At 59.1% G+C, this 17,247-nt stretch carries 15 protein-coding genes; 5 read left to right on the top strand and 10 right to left on the bottom strand.

Annotation, left to right across the window (positions count from 1 at the left end; all coding sequences use genetic code 11):
- Positions 1-66 precede the first annotated feature (66 nt).
- Both AC3RLQ_RS14665 and AC3RLQ_RS14660 read right to left on the bottom strand, forming a co-directional pair.
- Positions 67-1,041: a DUF6807 domain-containing protein gene (locus tag AC3RLQ_RS14665; protein WP_493038292.1), complete on the bottom strand. Its 975-nt coding sequence runs from the start codon at positions 1,039-1,041 to the stop codon at positions 67-69.
- A 47-nt stretch (positions 1,042-1,088) separates the two neighbouring features.
- Positions 1,089-1,880 carry a TatD family hydrolase gene (locus AC3RLQ_RS14660; RefSeq protein WP_493038291.1) on the bottom strand — a complete coding sequence of 264 codons (792 nt, stop codon included), beginning with the start codon at positions 1,878-1,880 and terminating at the stop codon, positions 1,089-1,091.
- An 88-nt stretch (positions 1,881-1,968) separates the two neighbouring features.
- Between AC3RLQ_RS14660 and AC3RLQ_RS14655 the strand changes: the two genes are divergently transcribed.
- Complete coding sequence (locus tag AC3RLQ_RS14655) at positions 1,969-3,447, top strand: hypothetical protein (RefSeq protein WP_493038289.1); 1,479 nt, start codon at positions 1,969-1,971, stop codon at positions 3,445-3,447.
- Positions 3,448-3,489: 42 nt separating this feature from the next.
- Here the strand turns inward: AC3RLQ_RS14655 and AC3RLQ_RS14650 are convergent, their stop codons facing one another.
- On the bottom strand, positions 3,490-4,224 hold the full coding sequence (locus tag AC3RLQ_RS14650) for a hypothetical protein (RefSeq protein ID WP_493038287.1): 735 nt from the start codon (positions 4,222-4,224) through the stop codon (positions 3,490-3,492).
- 251 nt (positions 4,225-4,475) lie between these two features.
- On the opposite strand from AC3RLQ_RS14650, the gene AC3RLQ_RS14645 reads away from it, so the two are divergent.
- The 3 genes from AC3RLQ_RS14645 (at position 4,476) to AC3RLQ_RS14635 (ending at position 6,852) form a co-directional block, all read left to right on the top strand.
- On the top strand, positions 4,476-5,288 hold the full coding sequence (locus AC3RLQ_RS14645; RefSeq protein ID WP_493038285.1) for an MlaE family ABC transporter permease: 813 nt from the start codon (positions 4,476-4,478) through the stop codon (positions 5,286-5,288).
- 88 nt (positions 5,289-5,376) lie between these two features.
- Complete coding sequence (locus AC3RLQ_RS14640) at positions 5,377-6,111, top strand: MIP/aquaporin family protein (protein ID WP_493038283.1); 735 nt, start codon at positions 5,377-5,379, stop codon at positions 6,109-6,111.
- A gap of 63 nt (positions 6,112-6,174) precedes the next feature.
- A complete protein-coding gene (locus tag AC3RLQ_RS14635; protein ID WP_493038281.1) occupies positions 6,175-6,852 on the top strand; it encodes a putative polyvalent protein kinase domain-containing protein in 678 nt (225 codons plus the stop codon).
- A 19-nt stretch (positions 6,853-6,871) separates the two neighbouring features.
- On the opposite strand, the gene ppk1 is transcribed toward AC3RLQ_RS14635, so the two are convergent.
- The 4 genes from ppk1 to AC3RLQ_RS14615 form a co-directional block, all read right to left on the bottom strand.
- A complete protein-coding gene (gene ppk1, locus AC3RLQ_RS14630; RefSeq protein ID WP_493038279.1) occupies positions 6,872-9,025 on the bottom strand; it encodes a polyphosphate kinase 1 in 2,154 nt (717 codons plus the stop codon).
- Positions 9,000-10,556 (bottom strand): hypothetical protein, encoded by a 1,557-nt coding sequence (locus AC3RLQ_RS14625; protein WP_487680389.1) that lies wholly within the window; start codon positions 10,554-10,556, stop codon positions 9,000-9,002. The genes ppk1 and AC3RLQ_RS14625 overlap by 26 nt, the downstream gene beginning before the upstream one ends.
- 33 nt (positions 10,557-10,589) lie before the next feature.
- Positions 10,590-11,627, bottom strand: a complete 1,038-nt coding sequence (locus tag AC3RLQ_RS14620; protein ID WP_493038276.1) for an ROK family protein — start codon at positions 11,625-11,627, stop codon at positions 10,590-10,592.
- Positions 11,628-11,699: 72 nt separating this feature from the next.
- Positions 11,700-12,950, bottom strand: coding sequence for a glucuronyl esterase domain-containing protein (locus tag AC3RLQ_RS14615; RefSeq protein ID WP_493038274.1), 1,251 nt, complete (start codon positions 12,948-12,950; stop codon positions 11,700-11,702).
- Positions 12,951-13,032: 82 nt separating this feature from the next.
- Here AC3RLQ_RS14615 and AC3RLQ_RS14610 point away from each other — a divergent pair, with 82 nt between their 5' ends.
- Positions 13,033-14,403, top strand: a complete 1,371-nt coding sequence (locus tag AC3RLQ_RS14610; RefSeq protein WP_493038272.1) for a CPBP family intramembrane glutamic endopeptidase — start codon at positions 13,033-13,035, stop codon at positions 14,401-14,403.
- Positions 14,404-14,474: 71 nt separating this feature from the next.
- Here AC3RLQ_RS14610 and AC3RLQ_RS14605 read toward each other — a convergent pair whose 3' ends face one another.
- The 3 genes from AC3RLQ_RS14605 to AC3RLQ_RS14595 form a co-directional block, all read right to left on the bottom strand.
- Positions 14,475-16,022 carry an ammonium transporter gene (locus tag AC3RLQ_RS14605; RefSeq protein WP_493038270.1) on the bottom strand — a complete coding sequence of 516 codons (1,548 nt, stop codon included), beginning with the start codon at positions 16,020-16,022 and terminating at the stop codon, positions 14,475-14,477.
- A 188-nt stretch (positions 16,023-16,210) separates the two neighbouring features.
- A complete protein-coding gene (locus tag AC3RLQ_RS14600; RefSeq protein ID WP_493038268.1) occupies positions 16,211-16,738 on the bottom strand; it encodes a hypothetical protein in 528 nt (175 codons plus the stop codon).
- A gap of 33 nt (positions 16,739-16,771) precedes the next feature.
- The gene (locus tag AC3RLQ_RS14595; protein ID WP_493038266.1) at positions 16,772-17,239 is read right to left on the bottom strand and encodes a plastocyanin/azurin family copper-binding protein; all 468 of its coding nucleotides are present in this window, start codon (positions 17,237-17,239) and stop codon (positions 16,772-16,774) included.
- Positions 17,240-17,247 lie beyond the last annotated feature (8 nt).

Genomic DNA, 17,247 nt, shown 5'->3' with positions numbered 1-17,247 from the left:
AGGCGAAAAAAGAGCAGGCGGCAACGCCATGCATCTCTTTTCGCCTCGTCTTTTCAATCGGTGTGCTTACTGCTTGGCAAAGGCCTCGTAGGCTTCGGCAACCTTGCCTTCCTTCTCGTCACCTTTGTGGAAGAGGAAGAGATGGCGCAGGAGGGTGTATTCGCCCTTCTTCAGTTCATAGGCTCCGTCAGGGGCGTCTTTGTCGAGCGACTTGGTGCCGAAGGGATTGGCGGTGAAGAGGCCGTAGGTGCGGACATGCCATGGGGTGGGAAAGCGGAAGCTGGAGGGATGATTCAGCATGGCGACGCCGAGCTTTTCTCCGCCAACGATGCCGTAGTAATCGCACCATTTGGCGCGTTTGCCCCAAGCTGCAGCATCGGTGAGGCCTTCGCTGTTGATGATGTGGCCGCTGCCTTTTTTGTTCTTTTCGATTTCAACGGCCATCTCCGTGGGGACGCGGATGCTGAGGCCGGCGTCTTTTTTGTCTTCAAATTTGGCGGTGCCTTCGGTGGCGAGCAGGATCTGCTTCATTTCGATGCTGCGGGAGCCTTCGTCAGCGCGGAAGATCATGGTGCGCTCTTCTTCGAGGTATTTTTTTCCCGCGGGATCAAGGTAGTCGATGATGGAGACGAGCACGGCGGAGTCAGGTTTGGCCTCCAAGGTTTTGAACTCGCGGTGTTTTTCGCTGCCAAGGTGGGTGGTGCGCTCAGCACTCTTGGGTGAGTCGCCGAAGGTGAGCCGTTCGGCCCAGGACTCCACGCCATTGATGCCCTCGCTGCCAAAGCAGATGCCGCGATGGTGCGGGTGGTCATGCTGCTCGCCTTCGATGGTCTTCATCGGGTAGTTGCGCGTCATCTGTTTGCCTGTCGGGCCGAAGACCGGGGCGAGGTAGGGCTTGTTGGCCTGATCGACGATGTATTCAGCGAAGACCTGTCCATCGACTTTGACGATGGCACCGCCAGAGGCAGTTTTTTCGACGGTGAATTGGGCGGCGCTCGCCATGGAGGCGAGCAGAAGGGATGCAGCGAGGAGCAATTTCATGGGTGAGGCAGTGAACGTTGGTGAGATTGAAATGCTTTCGGCTGAGATCAATCCCAGCCGTGGAAGAATTGGAGCGCAGTCTGGCTCGTGTCGGTGGCGACTTTCTCGACGGCTTCTCCGCGGAGGGCGGCGATGGCGCGAGCGGTGTCTGCCACGTAGGCGGCTTCGCAGCGTTTGCCGCGATGGGGAACCGGAGCGAGGTAGGGCGCATCGGTCTCGATCATGTAGCTGCCCGCAGGCACGAGGCGTGCGGTCTCGGCGATGACGCCGGCATTTTTGAAACTGACGATGCCGGTGAACGAGATGAGGTGACCGCGCTCCAGCAGCGGCTGAGCCTGCTCGAGGGTGCCGGTGTAGCAGTGGAACACACCGCGAAGGCGGTCGCTGAAGGGCAGCACGAGCGCGGTGAGATCTTCCCAGCTTTCGCGATTGTGCAGGATCACGTTGAGTTTCAGCTCTGCCGCGAGTTCGAGCTGTGCGGTGAGCACGCGGGCCTGATGCGCTTTCCATTCATCGAGGGTGAAGCCCTCCGGCGCTGAATGAAAATAATCGAGTCCGATTTCGCCGATGGCGCAGACTTTGGGGTGTCTGGCGAGTTCACGCAGTTCGTTGATCCAACTTTCTCCGATGACCGAATCCGCATCGCAAGGATGTATGCCCACCGCCACACGCACATCCGGCTCGTGTTCGGCGATAGCGAGGAGCTTGCGGGCGTTTTCGAGATCCGTGGCCGGAGCCACCATTCGTGTGACGCCGGCTGCGCGTGCGCGTTCCAGCACGGCGGGCAGATCGCCGTCGAATTGTTTGCTGCCGAGGTGGGTGTGCGTGTCAAAAAACATGCCCTGCGCCTTCGCATCTGGGAACCAGGTGTCAAGCGTGACGAATTAGTCCTTTCCTCGTGCGCCCTGTTCATGATAAATCATACGCATGTCTTTTCGCCGGTTGCTTTTGGTTTTGCCATGCCTGCCAGCGCTTCTAGGTGCTGCGCCGGCGGATTATTTTGGCATTCACGTGATCGATGAACAAACGGGGCGCGGGGTGCCGCTGATCACGCTGAAGACGACAAATCACATCGCATTGACGACGGACAGCGCGGGTTGGATCGCTTTTGAGGAGCCGGGGCTGATGAAACGCGCAGTTTACTTCAATGTTGAAGGGCCCGGGTATGTGATGCCGAAGGATGGGTTTGGTTTTGTTGGTTTGCGGCTAACTCCCGTGGGAGGAAAATCCGTGGAGGTGAAGGTGCTGCGCACCAACATCGCGGAGCGTATGTGCCGACTGACGGGGCAGGGGATCTACCGTGACAGCACCTTGCTGGGGCATGAGGCGCCTCTGCCGAGCCCCAATCTGTTCGCGGATGTCATGGGGCAGGATTCGGTGCAGGTGGTGCCTTGGAAGGGGCGCTATTTTTGGATTTTTGGAGACACAAATCGCCCCAACTATCCGCTGGGCAATTACCACTCCACGGCGGCGTGGAGCGATGCGCCGGACAAGGGCGGGCTGGATCCGGAGCATGGCATCCACTTTGAATACATCACGGATGAAAACGGTGCGGTGGCCAAGATGCTGCCGATGGAGGAACCCGGCGCGGTGTGGCTCTTTGGCATGCACACGGTCATGGATGCCGCGAACAAGGAGCATCTCATGGCGCATTTCTCACGCTGGCGTGATCTGGGCAAACGGCTGGAGCATGGCCTGGCTGAACTGGATGAATACACCGGGCGTTTTCAGCGCACCACGGTGCTGGGGGATGAATTTGACTGGCAGCACCCGCAGGGCAATGCCGTGCGGACCAAAGGAGAGAATGGTGACTGGATTTACTTCTCCACGCCCTTCTGCCGGACCCGGGTGAAGGCGAGCTATGATTCCGTGCTAAACACCTCTGCTTATGAGTCCCTGGCATGGTCGGCGGAGCAGGGAGACTACGTCTGGCAGCAGGCGCAGAAACCGACGACGCAGAAAGACGAGGCAATCCTCATTGCCGCGAAGAAGATGCCCGAGGAAAAGGCGCGCATGCAGGTGGTGGACGCCCAAACAGGCAAGCCGGTGCATCTGCATGCAGGCAGCGTGCATTGGAACAAACACCGCGAACGCTGGATCATGATCGCGGTGCAGGAAGGTGGCGCGGAATCTTACCTTGGGGAGGTGTGGTACGTGGAGGCGAAGCAGATAGAAGGCCCCTGGCGCAAGGCGGTGAAGATCGCCACGCATCCAAAGTACAGTTTTTACAATCCAAGCCATCATGCGTTTTTTGACCAGCAGGACGGACGCCTGATCTATTTCCAAGGCACCTATGCGGAAACGTTTTCAGGTAATCCCATCGCCACGCCACGGTATGACTACAACCAGATCATGTATCGGCTTGATCTGGATGATGAGCGGTTGAAGGCGGCGCGGGTGGAGTAGCGCGGGTAATTCTGCCAACCGGGCGAGGGCAGTCGCGCGCTATCAAGGGATTCGTTCTCCGTGGATTTTCACCCCGACTTCACCGCGGGTGCATACTCCATCGAAAGTATTGTCATCGGTCAGTCTGATTTCCCAGTCCCATGTGTGAACGAGGAGATACTTGCCGCCTTTGTAGCTGAAATTGCCCGTGTCTTTCCAATAGTTGTAGGTGTAGTCCTTGTTGAAGGTCATTTCCATTTTGAGGTCGTTGCTTTGCTTGATGTTCCATTTGCCAACGATCTTGAGCGGGCCTGCCGGGAGTGGCTTGAGACGATCCTGCCTGGCTTTGACAATTTGAGCATCCTCAAGCCGGCCTTCTTTTGTCAACCGTATCACCAATGGGTCCAACAACTTGGAATAAGCATCTTTCAATGGCTGCAGCTTGCGAGTTTTCTCCTGAGACAGTTTCCCCGCCGCTGTGCGATAAGCGGAACGCAGTTTTTTCAAGCCATCCTGAGTGCCTGCATCATCCGTCGAAGGCACGGACTTCGTGGCGGCGATGGATTCAATTTCAGCCTTGTAGGCAAGTGCCTCATCCAGCTTCCCTGTCTTCTGGGCTGAAGCACGCGAGTTCTCAAGGGTCGCCAAATATTTTGCGTTCAAATCAGCCATCGCATTTTCATAAGGCTGAATGACCTGTGCTTTTGATTTCGAATCATAATCCGCCTGCAAGGGGGCTAATTCCGCCACCACTTTTTCCTGAACATCTTGAGCATGAATGTCAGCGAGTGCAGGCATGGATGACAAGAAAAGGATGAGTGCACGAATTGTTTTCATAAGGGTTAGGCTGGATATTTAGGCTTTTCGGTCACTCAGTTTGCTAGCTAAAGCATGGGTTGCGAGGGTTTTAACGCCTGCAAGCATGCGTCATTTCGAAAAGCGCCCATGAACACGCGCGGGGGGGGATGGTTTGATGCAGGTCAGCGCGTGACGAAAAAGGCACAACGCCAGGGCTTCACGCCGCGCTTTGATTCGGCATGCATGGTGGCATGGAATCACTGCAACGCATGGATTGGCTGGCCTTCGTGGGCAGGAGCTTTCTTGGTGTGCTGTCGTGGCTGGGGCAGATCGCCGCTTTGATGGGCGAGCTGATGATCGGATTGAGGAGCGGCAGGTGGAGGCTGAAGCTGGTGGCGCATCAAGTGATGGCGATGGGTTACGGATCGCAGCTCGTCGTGGTGGTGACGGGGGCTTTCACCGGTGCGGTGTTTGCCTTTCAGTCCTATGCGAAGTTCAAGGAGTTCGGCATTGAATCGACCGTGGGTGCCATTGTCTCGGTGGCGCTCTGTCGTGAACTGGGGCCGGTGCTGACGGGCTTGATGGTGTCTGGGCGTGTGGGTGCTGCGATGGCGGCTGACATCGGGACGATGAAAGTGACCGAGCAGATTGATGCTTTGCGCGTCATGGGCGTGCACCCGGTGGATTATCTCGTGCTGCCGCGCTTTCTGGCGATGTGTGTTTCCATGCCGCTGCTGGTGGCGGAAAGCATCGCCTTCGGTTTGATGGCGTCTTATGTGCTCATCGTTTATGGCTTTGATGTGCCGGGCGGCTGGTTCTGGCAGCACACCGTGGATCACACGGAGGCGCTGGATGTGGGAATAGGCATGTTCAAGGGGCTGATGTTTGGCATCATCATCACGCTGATCAGCTGCCATCAAGGACTCATGGCGGAGAACGGTGCCGTCGGTGTGGGGCTCGGTACCACACGTGCGGTGGTGTATTCTTCGCTGACGATGTTGGTGTCGAATTTCTTTCTGACCATCGCGCTGAATTATGTGTCGCCCATGGGCACGGCATCGTGAGGCGGGGAAGAGCGGCCGAATCTCCATGCTTGCTCTTTTTGGCCCGGCCCGATAGCCTGCGCTGAAATTCAACCAAATAAGCACCGCCATGTCCGCCTATCTTGCAGAACTCCTCGGTACAATGATTCTGGTCTTCCTCGGCGATGGCGTCGTGGCGAATGTGCTCCTGAAGCAAACGAAGGGAAACAACGGGGGCTGGATTGTCATCACAGCAGGCTGGGGGCTTGCGGTGGCAATTGCAGTTTACTGCACGAATGCCATCAGCGGCGCGCATCTCAATCCCGCCGTGACGCTGGGTTTGGCCTCCATCGGCAAATTCGGATGGGGATTGGTGCCGGGCTACATCGCGGCGCAGGTGGCGGGCGGATTTCTCGGTGGCGTACTAGTCTATCTGACCTATCTGCCGCACTGGCCTGTCACGCCTTCGGCAGGTGACAAACTGGGGGTCTTCAGCACCGGCCCGGCCATCCGGCATAATGTGAGTAATCTGATCTGCGAGGCTCTGGGGACCGCCATGCTGATGTTTGGTCTTCTTGCGATTTTGTCCCCTGCCAATCTGGTGCCCAATTCAGGCTGGGACAAAGGATTCGCTCCCGCGATCGTCGGGATGCTTGTGGGGGCGATTGGCCTGTCTCTCGGTGGCCCCACCGGCTACGCCATCAATCCTGCGCGCGACTTGGGCCCACGCCTTGCGCATTTCTTCCTGCCGATCCCTGGCAAGGGCAGCTCCGATTGGAGCTATGCGTGGATTCCAGTCGTGGGCCCAATCATTGGCGGGATTGCCGGGGCGCTGGTTTACAATGCGCTGTGGGCGGCTGTGTGATGGCTTCCAAGGGGGCTTGCGCAGTCAGTCGGATCGTCTACTTTCATATTAACATGTCGGAGGATGCAAAATGACCCCGGAGCAATTCGCAGCCCAGATGCGTCAAGCACGCTTGAAGTCGCCCTTGAAAACACGCGCCGAGGCGCTGAAGCAATTTGCCGAGGTGGAGGTTTATTTGCAACGACACGCCTTGCAGCCGAAATCGAAGCCCTCCGACGCTGGGCCGAAAGAAGTGGAAGGTTTTGCCATTTCGAAGAGCTGAGCAGGCCATCAGATGCTTTTGGCTACGAGCATGAGGTGTGGTTTCCAAAAACTGGAAGTGAGAACCCGCGTGTCTTAAAGGCAACCTATGACAATTCTTTCGGAGTCATGCCTGATGGCACAGAAGCAACGCCATCAGGCTACCTTGATCGCCTGAGGCTTCAGAACGAAGTTTTTGGCGATGATATTGAACTCGAAGGAATCGTTGAGCCCAGCTTTGCATTGATTCGGATTGTCACTTCGCAGCAGGCGATCCAAGGACGCCCGGCCGAGATGGAGGAAATTGAGATGTTTTTCAGCCAGCACGGATTTCAGCGCTTTGTTTGGCGAGGGAAAAGCGCCTGGTTCCGAGAGGTTGACCGAGTGATCTGTGCAGACACGCACGGCGGTAACATTCTAGTGACCCATGATGGTGACATGGCCGCAATTGATGTTCCGGTCATGCTGGCTCCCGCTGATTTCAAGCTGGCTGTCGCGTGAAAACGAACTCCAGGGCGAATCACTTGGGCGTGTGAGGCACGAGCACATCCGGTGATTCATTCGACTGCCGCGCACGCTTGGCCATTTCGCGGGCAAACTGCTCCTGGGAGCGGCGTGCTTTGGCGGCGGTGACGTGGATCAGCTGCCAGGTGCCATCGGCCTTGAGAATGCGGCCGCGGGCAGTGTCAGCGAAGTGGACTTCGAGGATGTGCTGCAGGCGTTTGCGCGCCTCACGGTCTTCAACAGGGGTGAGGAGCTCGACGCGCTTGGAAAGATTGCGGTTCATGAAGTCCGCGCTGGCGATGAAGACGGCCGGCTTGCCGCCCTGGCGGAACCAGAAGATGCGGGCGTGTTCCAAATAGCGGTCGATGATGCTGACGACGCTGATGTTTTCACTGATGCCCTTGATGCCCGGGCGCAGGCAGCAGATGCCGCGCACGTTGAGGCGGATCTTCACGCCGGCCTGGGATGCCTCGTAGAGCGCCGCGATCATCTGGCGGTCTTCGAGCGCGTTCATCTTGAGCATGATCTCGGCGGCTTCGCCCTGGCGGGCGCGTTCGGTCTCACTGCGAATCATGGAGACCAGGCGCTCGCGCAGGCCATAGGGGGCCATGCTGAGCTTGCTGAAATGCACGAAGCGTGAGCGGCCGGTGACGGTGTTGAAAAACGCGGAGGCATCAGCTCCAAAATCAGCCCGGCAGGTGAGCAGGCTGATGTCGGTGTACAGCTTGGAGGTGGCCTCGTTGTAGTTGCCAGTGCCGAAGTGCATGTAGCGCGTCATGTGGCCGGATTCGCGGCGCATGACGAGGCAGACCTTGGCGTGCGTCTTTAAACCGGCGACACCGTAGATGATCTGCGCGCCTGCATTGATGAGGTCTGCGGCACGTTCGAGATTGCGGGCTTCATCGAAACGCGCTTTCAGCTCCACCAGCACGGTGACGTGCTTGCCGGCCTGCGCGGCGCGGATGAGCGCGGAGATGATGCGGCTGTTCTTGGCGGTGCGGTAGAGGATCTGTTTGATCGCGATGACGTTCGGATCAGCCGCGGCTTCTTCCACCAGTGCGAGGACGGGTTCGAAGCTCTCATAGGGATGATGCAGCAGGATATCCCCGCGTTTGATCGCATCAAAGATGCTTTCGCCGGGTGTGATGGCGGTGCTGGGGAGGCTGTCCCAGGGCTCGACCTTGAGCTCTTCGAAGCCGGAGATGCTGGCGATCTGAAAGTAGGCGCGCAGATCGAGCTCGCCGGGGATGTCATAAATCTGCGCGGTGCGTGCGCCGCAGAGATCGCGGATGATGCGGGTGTGCTCGCGCGAGGCACCGGACTCGATTTCGATGCGGATGGCGGGGCTCTTCAGACGCTTTTCGAGCACCTGTTCCATTTCGCTGGCGAGGTCGAAGGCGCTCTCGTCATCGACGGAGATGTCCGTGTTGCGACTGACGCGGAAGCGTGCGGGAGCGGAGACTTTCTCCGCAGGGAAAAACTCACCGATGAACAGTGCGACGACATCTTCGAGGTTAACATAGAGGTACTGGCCGCCCTCAGGATCAGGCACCAGAACATGGCGTGGCAGATTGGCAGGAAGCGGCAGGAGCACATGGCGCTTTTCCGAGTGACCATTGTCGCCGCCGGTCACGGTGCAGAGCATGATGATGTTCAGCGCCGGTATGGCTGCACGTGCGCTGGTGTCATCCACCACCACAGGCGAGAGCACCGGGAAGATGTGCTCGTCAAAGTACTCATGCAGCACCGTGCGCTGTGCGGGTGTGAGATCGGTGTTCAAGAGGCGCCGGATGCCCTTCTCCTTCATCATGGGCACGAGCTGCTGCTGGAGGATGTCATACTGACGTGCCACAAAGGCGGCGGCCTGCTGGTGCACCTGCTCCCATTGCTGGGTGGGGGTGAGGCCGGCGTTGTCGCGCACGCGCAGGCCCTGCTCACGCAGAAACTGCAGGGCGCCGATGCGGACCATGAAGAATTCATCAAGGTTTGACGCGGTGATGGCGAGAAACTTGACGCGTTCGAGCACGGGCAGATCGATGCGCGCCACCTCATCAAGGACACGAGAATTGAAGGCGAGCCAGCTCAGCTCGCGGTTGATGAAGTGATCCTCGGTCAGGCGCAGCGGCGGCGGCGCGGTTGATAAATCAGGATTTGGCGAGGATGATGTCATAACCGTAAATTTCGCGGAAGAGATCGCATTTCATATCAATGGCGATCTGTTCGACTGTGGTGTCATCCGCCCCCTGGGTCAGCACGTTGAGCCGGGTGCCTTCGGGGCGGAGCTGGATGGATTTGATGCGCTGCGCGTGACTGCGATCCAGGGCGTCTGCAAGGCGCAGCAGCGCGGCGAGCTTGAGCACGATCATGCGCTCTTCGCGTGAGAGGTCGGAGAAGTGCGCGTGATTCGGCTCAGGATTGTAGCGGCGATGATAGCGGGCCAGCAGGGCGACCATCACGCGGTCATGCGAACTGAGTCCAAAGATCTCAGTGTGCATGAGGATGTAGAGGCTGTGCTTATGATGCTCACGCGGACTGATGAACATGCCGACCTCATGCAGCGTGGCGGCGATGCGGAGAACGAGCTCGTATTTGGCGTCCAAGCCGTGCAGATGCTGCAGCTCACGGAAGAGCTGGCGGGAGAAATTGGCGACGTGGTCGGCGTGTTTTCGATCAGTTTTGTAGCGCAGGCCGATCTCGCAGGCTGCCTGCATGACTTCTTCCTGGAAAATGGCGGTGCGCGAGCCGGAGGTCATCAGATCCAGCATGAGTTCGAGCTGGAAGTCCCCTTCAGGCACCCAGAGCGAATCATCGCCAAAACGACGGGCGAGCGCGAGGTTCGTCTGCAGCGCGGGAATGATGCCTTCACCGCCGGTGTAGTGCACGTGGAGCTCGCGCACGAGTTCGTCGGGATTGAGTCGTGCCAGTTTGTCGGTGAGGCGCGCGAGATCATTCTCCAGCACGCGATGGGCGCCGTGGCGCGCCTTGCCAAGCCGGGGGGCAACACTTTGAATCTCCGCACCGATGGCGACGTGGTGGTCGATTTTCACGTCGGAATAATCCTGCGCGAGGTGATCCACGACGCCGCGGATGTGCTCCTCCAGATGCACCATCTGCTGGCGGGCCTCATCATCCGGTGTGGCGATGGCTTCGCGGGCGCGGAAGATGCCGAGGCGGTAGTTGCTGTAGGCGGCGAGGCGGCCCTGCTGGAAATAGATCGCACGCGTATTGCCGGGGCCGATGTGGGAGACAAAGGTGTTCCCCTTGGCGAGCAGCGGATTCTTCAGCAGCATTCGCTGGGCGATCTGATAGACGAGGCGCGTCATGTTGCCGTCATCGATGAGACTTGGGGCGACGCCGCTGTGAACCTGGAGACGGTTCAGGAAAATCTCGTGATTGACGGCCTCCGCGAGAATGTTGGAGGTGAAGAGCCGCAACTGCGAAGACGGGATGCCATACTCGCGCATCGTCTGAAGATAGTCGCGGAGGATGGCGGCTGCTTGATCGACGGTGTTGCGAGAGATGCTGCGGGCGCGGAAAATGTCACGCGCGACGGGCAGCGGGCGGTCCAGGCTTTCGATGCTGATGAACTGGCCCTTGTCATCCTTCCGGCCGATGACGAGCGAAACCGAAGCCGCACCCACATAAATGACGGCATGTTCTGGCGGCGGATTGAGCGTGACAGGTGGGGTCGCGTCACTCATGGGATGAATACGTGGTGAAGCATTCTTCAGATGTTATTTTCCGGTGCTCCGCATCCATGCCACTGCGCCAGCGGCCACGGCCTGGCCGCCAAGTTTGGCGAGTGAGTATTTGATCCCGCGGGCAAGTTCCGGGATGGCGTAGTGTTCGACCTCTTCCTTGAGCAGGTTCATGTAGAGGTCCGGCAATTCTTCGACCAAACCGCCACCGAGCGTGATGCGGTCTGGGGCCAGCAGGTTGACCACCGCGGCAACACCCATGCCGAGATAGCGAATGGAGTTGCGGAACATGATCATGGCCGCGTCTTCGCCGCTGCGGAAGGCATTGGCGAGAGCTTTGCTGCGGATGTTGCGGAGAGCGCCCTGGGTTTTTTTATCGAGATCGGCAAGCTGACCGCGATAGCAGGCCAGCCCGGCCTGCGAGGCGAGCGCGAGACGGCTGGTGAGGTCTTCGAGTGTCACGGTGCCAAACACCGGGCTGCCGATGTGGGTTCCTGGCAGCAGCAGATTTCCCAGCTCCATGGCGGAGATGGCGCGTCCCATGACCAGTTGGCCGTTGTAGACAAATCCCGCTCCGACGCCCGTGCCGGGAAACACGCCCAGCAGCGAACGCGCGCCTTTGCCTGCGCCGAGCACGTACTCACCATAGGTTCCAGCATCGACATCATTCAGCACCGCGACGGGGCATTTGAACTGGGTTTGCAGCAGCTTGCGCAGCGCCATGTTGGTCCAGCCCAGGTTGGGCGCGAAAAGGAGGATGCCTTTGTCTGGATTCACCAGACCGGGGCAGCCGATGCCGATGCCCTGCAGGCCCTTGGGATCCACGCCAGCCTCGGCGATGGCTTCATGAATGGCTTTGACGATTTTGTTGCGACCCTTGGCGGCGCCATCGGAGCCGTTGGTGGATTTGCGCGCAGAGCCCAGCACGGTGTAGTTGGCATCGAGAACCGAAGCCATCATCTTCGTGCCGCCGAGATCAAAGCCGATCCAGAAGGGGACATTGCGGAGCTTTTTGGACGTCTTCTGAGACGGCTTCTTGGGCGCGGATTTGGTTTTCGCTTTTTTTGCGGGCATGGCGTGGGAAAGACAGCCCCAAGACACACGGGCTTTCGGATGCAGCAAGTGACAATGTGAACGTGAGCCCTCTTACTTGGACCAATGCCTTGCAGCAAAGTTCAGGTACTGCGTCCAGTCGAAATCCGTCACGTCATGTTTGCCGGTGCGGATGTGGTAGCCGATGAAATCGCCGACAGGGGTGTCGATGGCGGGCTGTGCATCCACGACGACGCCCTTTTTGCCGAAGAGGGCGTAAACCGGACTGGCAAACTTGCCGGAGAGGAACTCGCCTTTTTGATCGGCCCAGTGGTCTTCGGCGGCGCTGGCGATGTAGATCGGGCGTGGGGCCGCGAGGGCGATGAGCATGTGCATGTCCACGGGACAAGCGGCAGCGTTTCCGGCATAGTTTTTGTAATTCGGCGTGAACCAGTGTGGGAAGGCTTTGGTGATGATGGCGGTGGTTTCGCCGAAATCGCGCCGCATGAGGGCGGCACCGCCTTCACCGGAATCATTGGAGATGACGATGCCGAAGCGGGTGTCCTGTGCGCCAGCCCAGAGGGAGGTTTTGCCCAGGCGTGAGTGACCGATGACGGCGAGATGCTTGCCGTCGATCTGCGGATCCGTCTGCAGGTAGTCGGCGATGCGGCTGAGCCCCCATGACCAAGCTCCGATGGCACCCCATTCACCATCCTTCCAGATAGTGTTCGCCCCGTCCTTGCTGACGGCGGCGCGGAGGCCTTCCTTCCAGCCGTCGGCGTGGTCGGGTTCGATGTCGCCGTAGTAGGCAGTGGCCACAGCGAATCCGCGTTTGAGGATCATTTCGAGCGGCCAGCGGCTGCTTTCGGTGCCACGGGTGGCCTCAGTGGCGCGATGATCGACGATGTTCTTCTCCTTGCTCTCGCGCATCCAGCGGGTGCTGAGCGGGACGTCGGTTTCGGTGCTGACGGCATGGTTGCCGCCGAAGCTGAGGCCGACGAAGCATGGCGCAGCCTTGGTGGCATTGGGCGTGTAGAGCATCACATCCATGCCTGGCCATGCGGGACGGCTGGGCAGCGAGATGTGAATGAATTTGCGTGTGGCCAGGCCGCCTAGCGCGTCCGTTTTCGTCGCGGTGACTTCGAATTTGGGCTCACCGATGTCGGCGGGTGTTTTGCCATAGACGTGATCTTCGAAGAGTTTGAAAATCTCGGGTCGGCGCTTTTGAGTCCAGTCATCGACGGTGGTAAGCTTCAAATCAGGCAGCGGATCAGTGCCGACTTTGGCTTCGTCGTAGTTCACCCCGGGGCGCGGGGTTTGAGCCAGGGCGGAGGCGGTGAGCAGGAGAAAGAGGGAGGTGCGCATGGTTGGAGAAGACTGAACGAGGCGGGAGGGCCGAATTGTTCGTGCCTTTGCTGATCAGGCGATGTTTGATCGGCGCCATTATATGAACGACTTTTCCGTGCCACCTCCGCTGCCTGCATCGAAGCCTGTGATGTCCCCACGCCATTCACGGCTGGGAGCCATGGTGGCAGTGTGCGTGATCTTCGCCTGCGTGCTTTTTGTGGTGCGGAAGCAGTCGGCGAACAGGGCGGATGGTGGAGCTGAGGTGCATCCGAACCGCATGCTGGAGCTAATGGCGCGTTACATCGTGGGGGTGCAGGGGCTGATGGGAGGGGACAATGCCCTGGGGGAATGGCAGTCAAACTTTGACGATCAATTGATGCAGAATGTGGTCAAGGTTTCCCGTGGAAAGGCAGACGAACTGCGAGTGTTGATCGTGGAAGGCTGCGTGACCCATGCCTGGCCTGCGAAAGAGAAGTTTGATGCGCTGGCAGCCCAAGATGCCGATCTGCAGGCGGATGTGGCAACGCTGGAGCGCATGAAAACGATGAACGGTGAGGTGCAGGAGGATGGCTGGACAAAATTCCGGAGGCGGCATGGCTGGATCGCAGAGCTGGCCCGTGCGCAGACAGGGAATGATGAGGCAAGGCGGGCCGTGACTCAGCAAGGCATGAAGACGGCGGTGGCTTTGATTGGCTTCAGCCTGCTGGGAATGTGCTTGGCGGTGGGTGGTCTGGTGGTGTTGATCTTGGGCATCGCACGCTGGCGGAGCGGGAAGATTTGTCTAACCCTGGCACCGCGCAGCCGGGTGGAGGGAGGAGTGCTGCTGGAGGGGTTTGCCATTTTTCTAGTGCTGTTTGTTTTTCCACCCTGGCTGCTCCGGGTGCTGTCAGTGCCTTTGCCGGGCTGGGCTGCGTATGGGCCTGCCTTGATCGCCCTGTTCATCGGCATGACGTGGCCGCTGCTGCGCGGCATGCAACGTTCTCATTGGCGTGAGGCGCTGGGGCTGCATCGAGGACAGGGATTGTGGAAAGAGCTGGGGGCGGGAGTGCTGGTCTGGCTGGCATCACTGCCGCTGCTGGTGGTGGGGATGATCGCGGCGTCATGGATCATGAAACTCACGGGCGAGTTTCCATCGCATCCGATTGTGGAGGTTTTTGCGGGCAATGGATGGGCGAAATTCGGCGCAATCCTGCTGGCGGTGGTGTGGGCGCCGATTTCAGAGGAAATCACGTTTCGCGGGATGCTGTTTCCCGGATTGTCCGCATGGCTGCGCTGGCTGCTGGGTGCGGTGCTGGGCGCATTCGTGTTTGCGGTGGTTCATCCGCAGGGCTGGGCAGGTGTACCTGCGATCATGGTGCTGGCGTGCTCTTTCTCTTTTCTCCGCCTGTGGCGGCAGAGCTTGATCGCGCCAATGACTGCTCACGCGCTGAACAACGGGATCATGTGCGTGGTGATGCTGCTGCTGTGGTGAGAAGCGGGCACAAAAAAACCGGGCTGATTGCTCAGCCCGGTTTGGGTTAACAGGAACTTGTCCTGCCGTGATTAATGTTCGTAGCCGGATTCGCCGTGTTCGGCGAGGTCGAGGCCCGTGCTTTCCACTTCAGGCTCAGGGCGAAGGCCGACAACGATCTTCACGATGATGGTGATGACCAGGGTGGCGGCGACGCTCCAGCCAATGGTAAGGGCGACGGCCTTGAGCTGGTTCATGAGCAGACCTTCCTTGAGGCCGGCAACGATGGAGTTGGCCTTCTCATCAGCAAACACGCCGGTGAGGATGGCTCCCATCGTGCCACCGACGCCGTGAACACCAAAGGTGTCGAGGGCATCGTCATAGCCGAGGATGTTCTTCAGGTAAGCAACTGCAAGGAACGGAACGATACCGGCAGCCACACCCATGATCATGGCGGAGTTGGCGGTGACGAAGCCTGCAGCAGGAGTGATGACCACCAGACCTGCAACGATGCCGGAGCAGAAGCCAAGGACGGAAGGCTTGCCTTTGAGGATCCATTCAGTGACAGCCCAGACGAAACCAGCAGTGGCTGCAGCGAGCGTGGTGGTCATGAAGGCATTGGAGGCAATGCCGTCAGCACCGAGAGCGGAACCGGCGTTGAAACCATACCAGCCCACCCAGAGCATGCCGGTGCCGATCGCGCAGAGCACCATGCTGTGAGGTGCCATGGGCTCCTTGCCGTAACCTTTGCGCTTGCCAAGGATGAGGCAAAGAACAAGAGCGCTCCAGCCGGAGGTCATGTGAACGACCGTGCCACCTGCGAAGTCGATCGCCTTGATGGCGGCGTTAGGATTGAGAGGACCGCACATCAGGCCCGTCGTGCTCCACACCATGTGGGCGAAGGGGAAATAGACGGCGAACATCCAGAGGGTGACGAAAACCAGCACTGCGATGAACTTCATGCGTTCGGCGATGGCGCCGATGATCAGAGCAGGCGTGATGATGGCGAAGCTGAGCTGGAACATGGCCCACATGGCGTCTGAAATCCACCAGTAGCCGGCACCCGAAGCGTAAGGGGAGACGCCTTCGAGCATCTTATACGACAGATCTCCAATGTAGGCGTTGCCCGCACCGAAGGAGAGGCTGTAACCACATGCCCACCACAGAATGGTCACCAGACCTGCGATGCCCATGCACTGGGCGATGACGGAGAGGACATTCTTCTTGCGGACGAGGCCGCCGTAGAACAGCGCGAGACCGGGGAGGGTCATGAAAATAACCAGCGCAGTGCTGGTCATCTGCCAGGCGTTGTGACCTGGGCCAGGGCCTGCGATGTTGGACTTCCACACTGTGTCACCATCTTTGCCGGCCTGACCATTGGTCACATATTTTTCCAAGTCGAAAATACGTTGCTCAATGGTTGCGGCGGCAGGCTCGGCGGCGGCGGCAGGAGCAGCTGCTGGGGCCGGAGCCGGTGCGGGAACTGCCGCAGGAGGGGCAGCCGGGGCGGGAGCGGCAGCGGGTGCCGGTGCAGCAGTCTGACCTCGGGCGTCGCCGGGGTTGATTGCGAGTGTGGTGAGGGCAACTACCGCAGCAATTGCCATGCTGCGCCAGATTCGAGTGTGGTTGAGTTTCAGCATAAGTCAGTGGGTGGAATTTAGCTCCGATCCAAGCTCAAGCATGGCGCGTGCCAACTTCGCTTTTGTTTTTTTGAACCCCTTGCGTCAAAACAACCGCGCACTCATGCATCGACTCCGGCAGATGGGCACAAAAAAGCGGGTGGAGGACCACCCGCTTTTGAAAACGAACCAGTTATTTCAAGCTCCGCTTACTTGGCGAAAGGGCTGAGGACGATTTTTTTGAAATCATCCGCCAGCTTGGCGATGGCATCCTTGGGTCCGGTGAGTTTCACAAAGATGTTCGACTCTCCGGCTGGAACAATGGCGGCGATGAGGCTGTAGTTCTCACGCGGTGTTTTGGCACCCATGGGAGGGCCGTCATTGTAGGTGCCGGTGGCTGTCACAAGGGTGATCTTCTTGCCTCCGGCGTCGAGTTCCTCACGCTTGGACTCAGGGGTGCCCTGAAACTGCCCCAGCCAGCGTTTGACGTTGGCCTCAGTATCACCACCACCGCCGGGGCCCGGGAAGCTGTAAAACACGGCTTCCACAGGCTTCTCGGCGCCGTCCACTTTGGCAGACAGCGTGCCTGCACGGAACATGCCGGTGCTTTGGATTTCAGCCCAAGGCGTGGCGAACTTGAAAGTGAGCCCGTTGACTTCGAGCTTGCCCTCCTCGCCACGAACGACGGAAGTGAGCGAGATCAAGGCGATGAACGTGGGGATGAGGAGGAATTTCATGGTGGTGCTTTGAGTGGAGTCTGAGTGGCTTGATTACTTGGTGACGTGCATCACACCGCGCATCAGCAGCCAGTGGCCGGGGAAGGTGCACATGTAGGGATAGTCACCGGCTTCCGCAGGGGCGGTGAACTCGATGGTTTCGCTCATGTTGGGCATGACGAGCTTGGTGTTGACCACAATGTCAGGCTTGGCGGCATCCGGGATATAGCTCTTGGCCATGCCCTGGGGATCGGCCAGCATGGCGTTTGCCAGGGCGCCGACGGCGTCAAGCTTGCCGGGTTTGAGCAAAAGGAAATTGTGCGGCTGCGGGGCGATGCTGCCGGTGTTGTTGAGAGTGAGCTTCACCTTCTGCCCCGCTTTGACGCTGAGCTCGGTCTTGTCATAGCCCAGCGGATTCTTGGCGTCCGGCTTGAGTTCGATGGTGGCGACGCTGGCATCCTGGGCAAAGCCGGAGAGTGCGAAGGTTGCGATGGAAAGGATTAGGAGGCGGGTGTTCTTCATGTTTTTTA

It is taken from the genome of Prosthecobacter sp. GW821-HT29F12, from assembly GCF_058803405.1.
The sequence above is the reverse complement of the archived record's forward strand: the minus strand, read 5'-3'. Positions and strand labels throughout refer to the sequence as shown.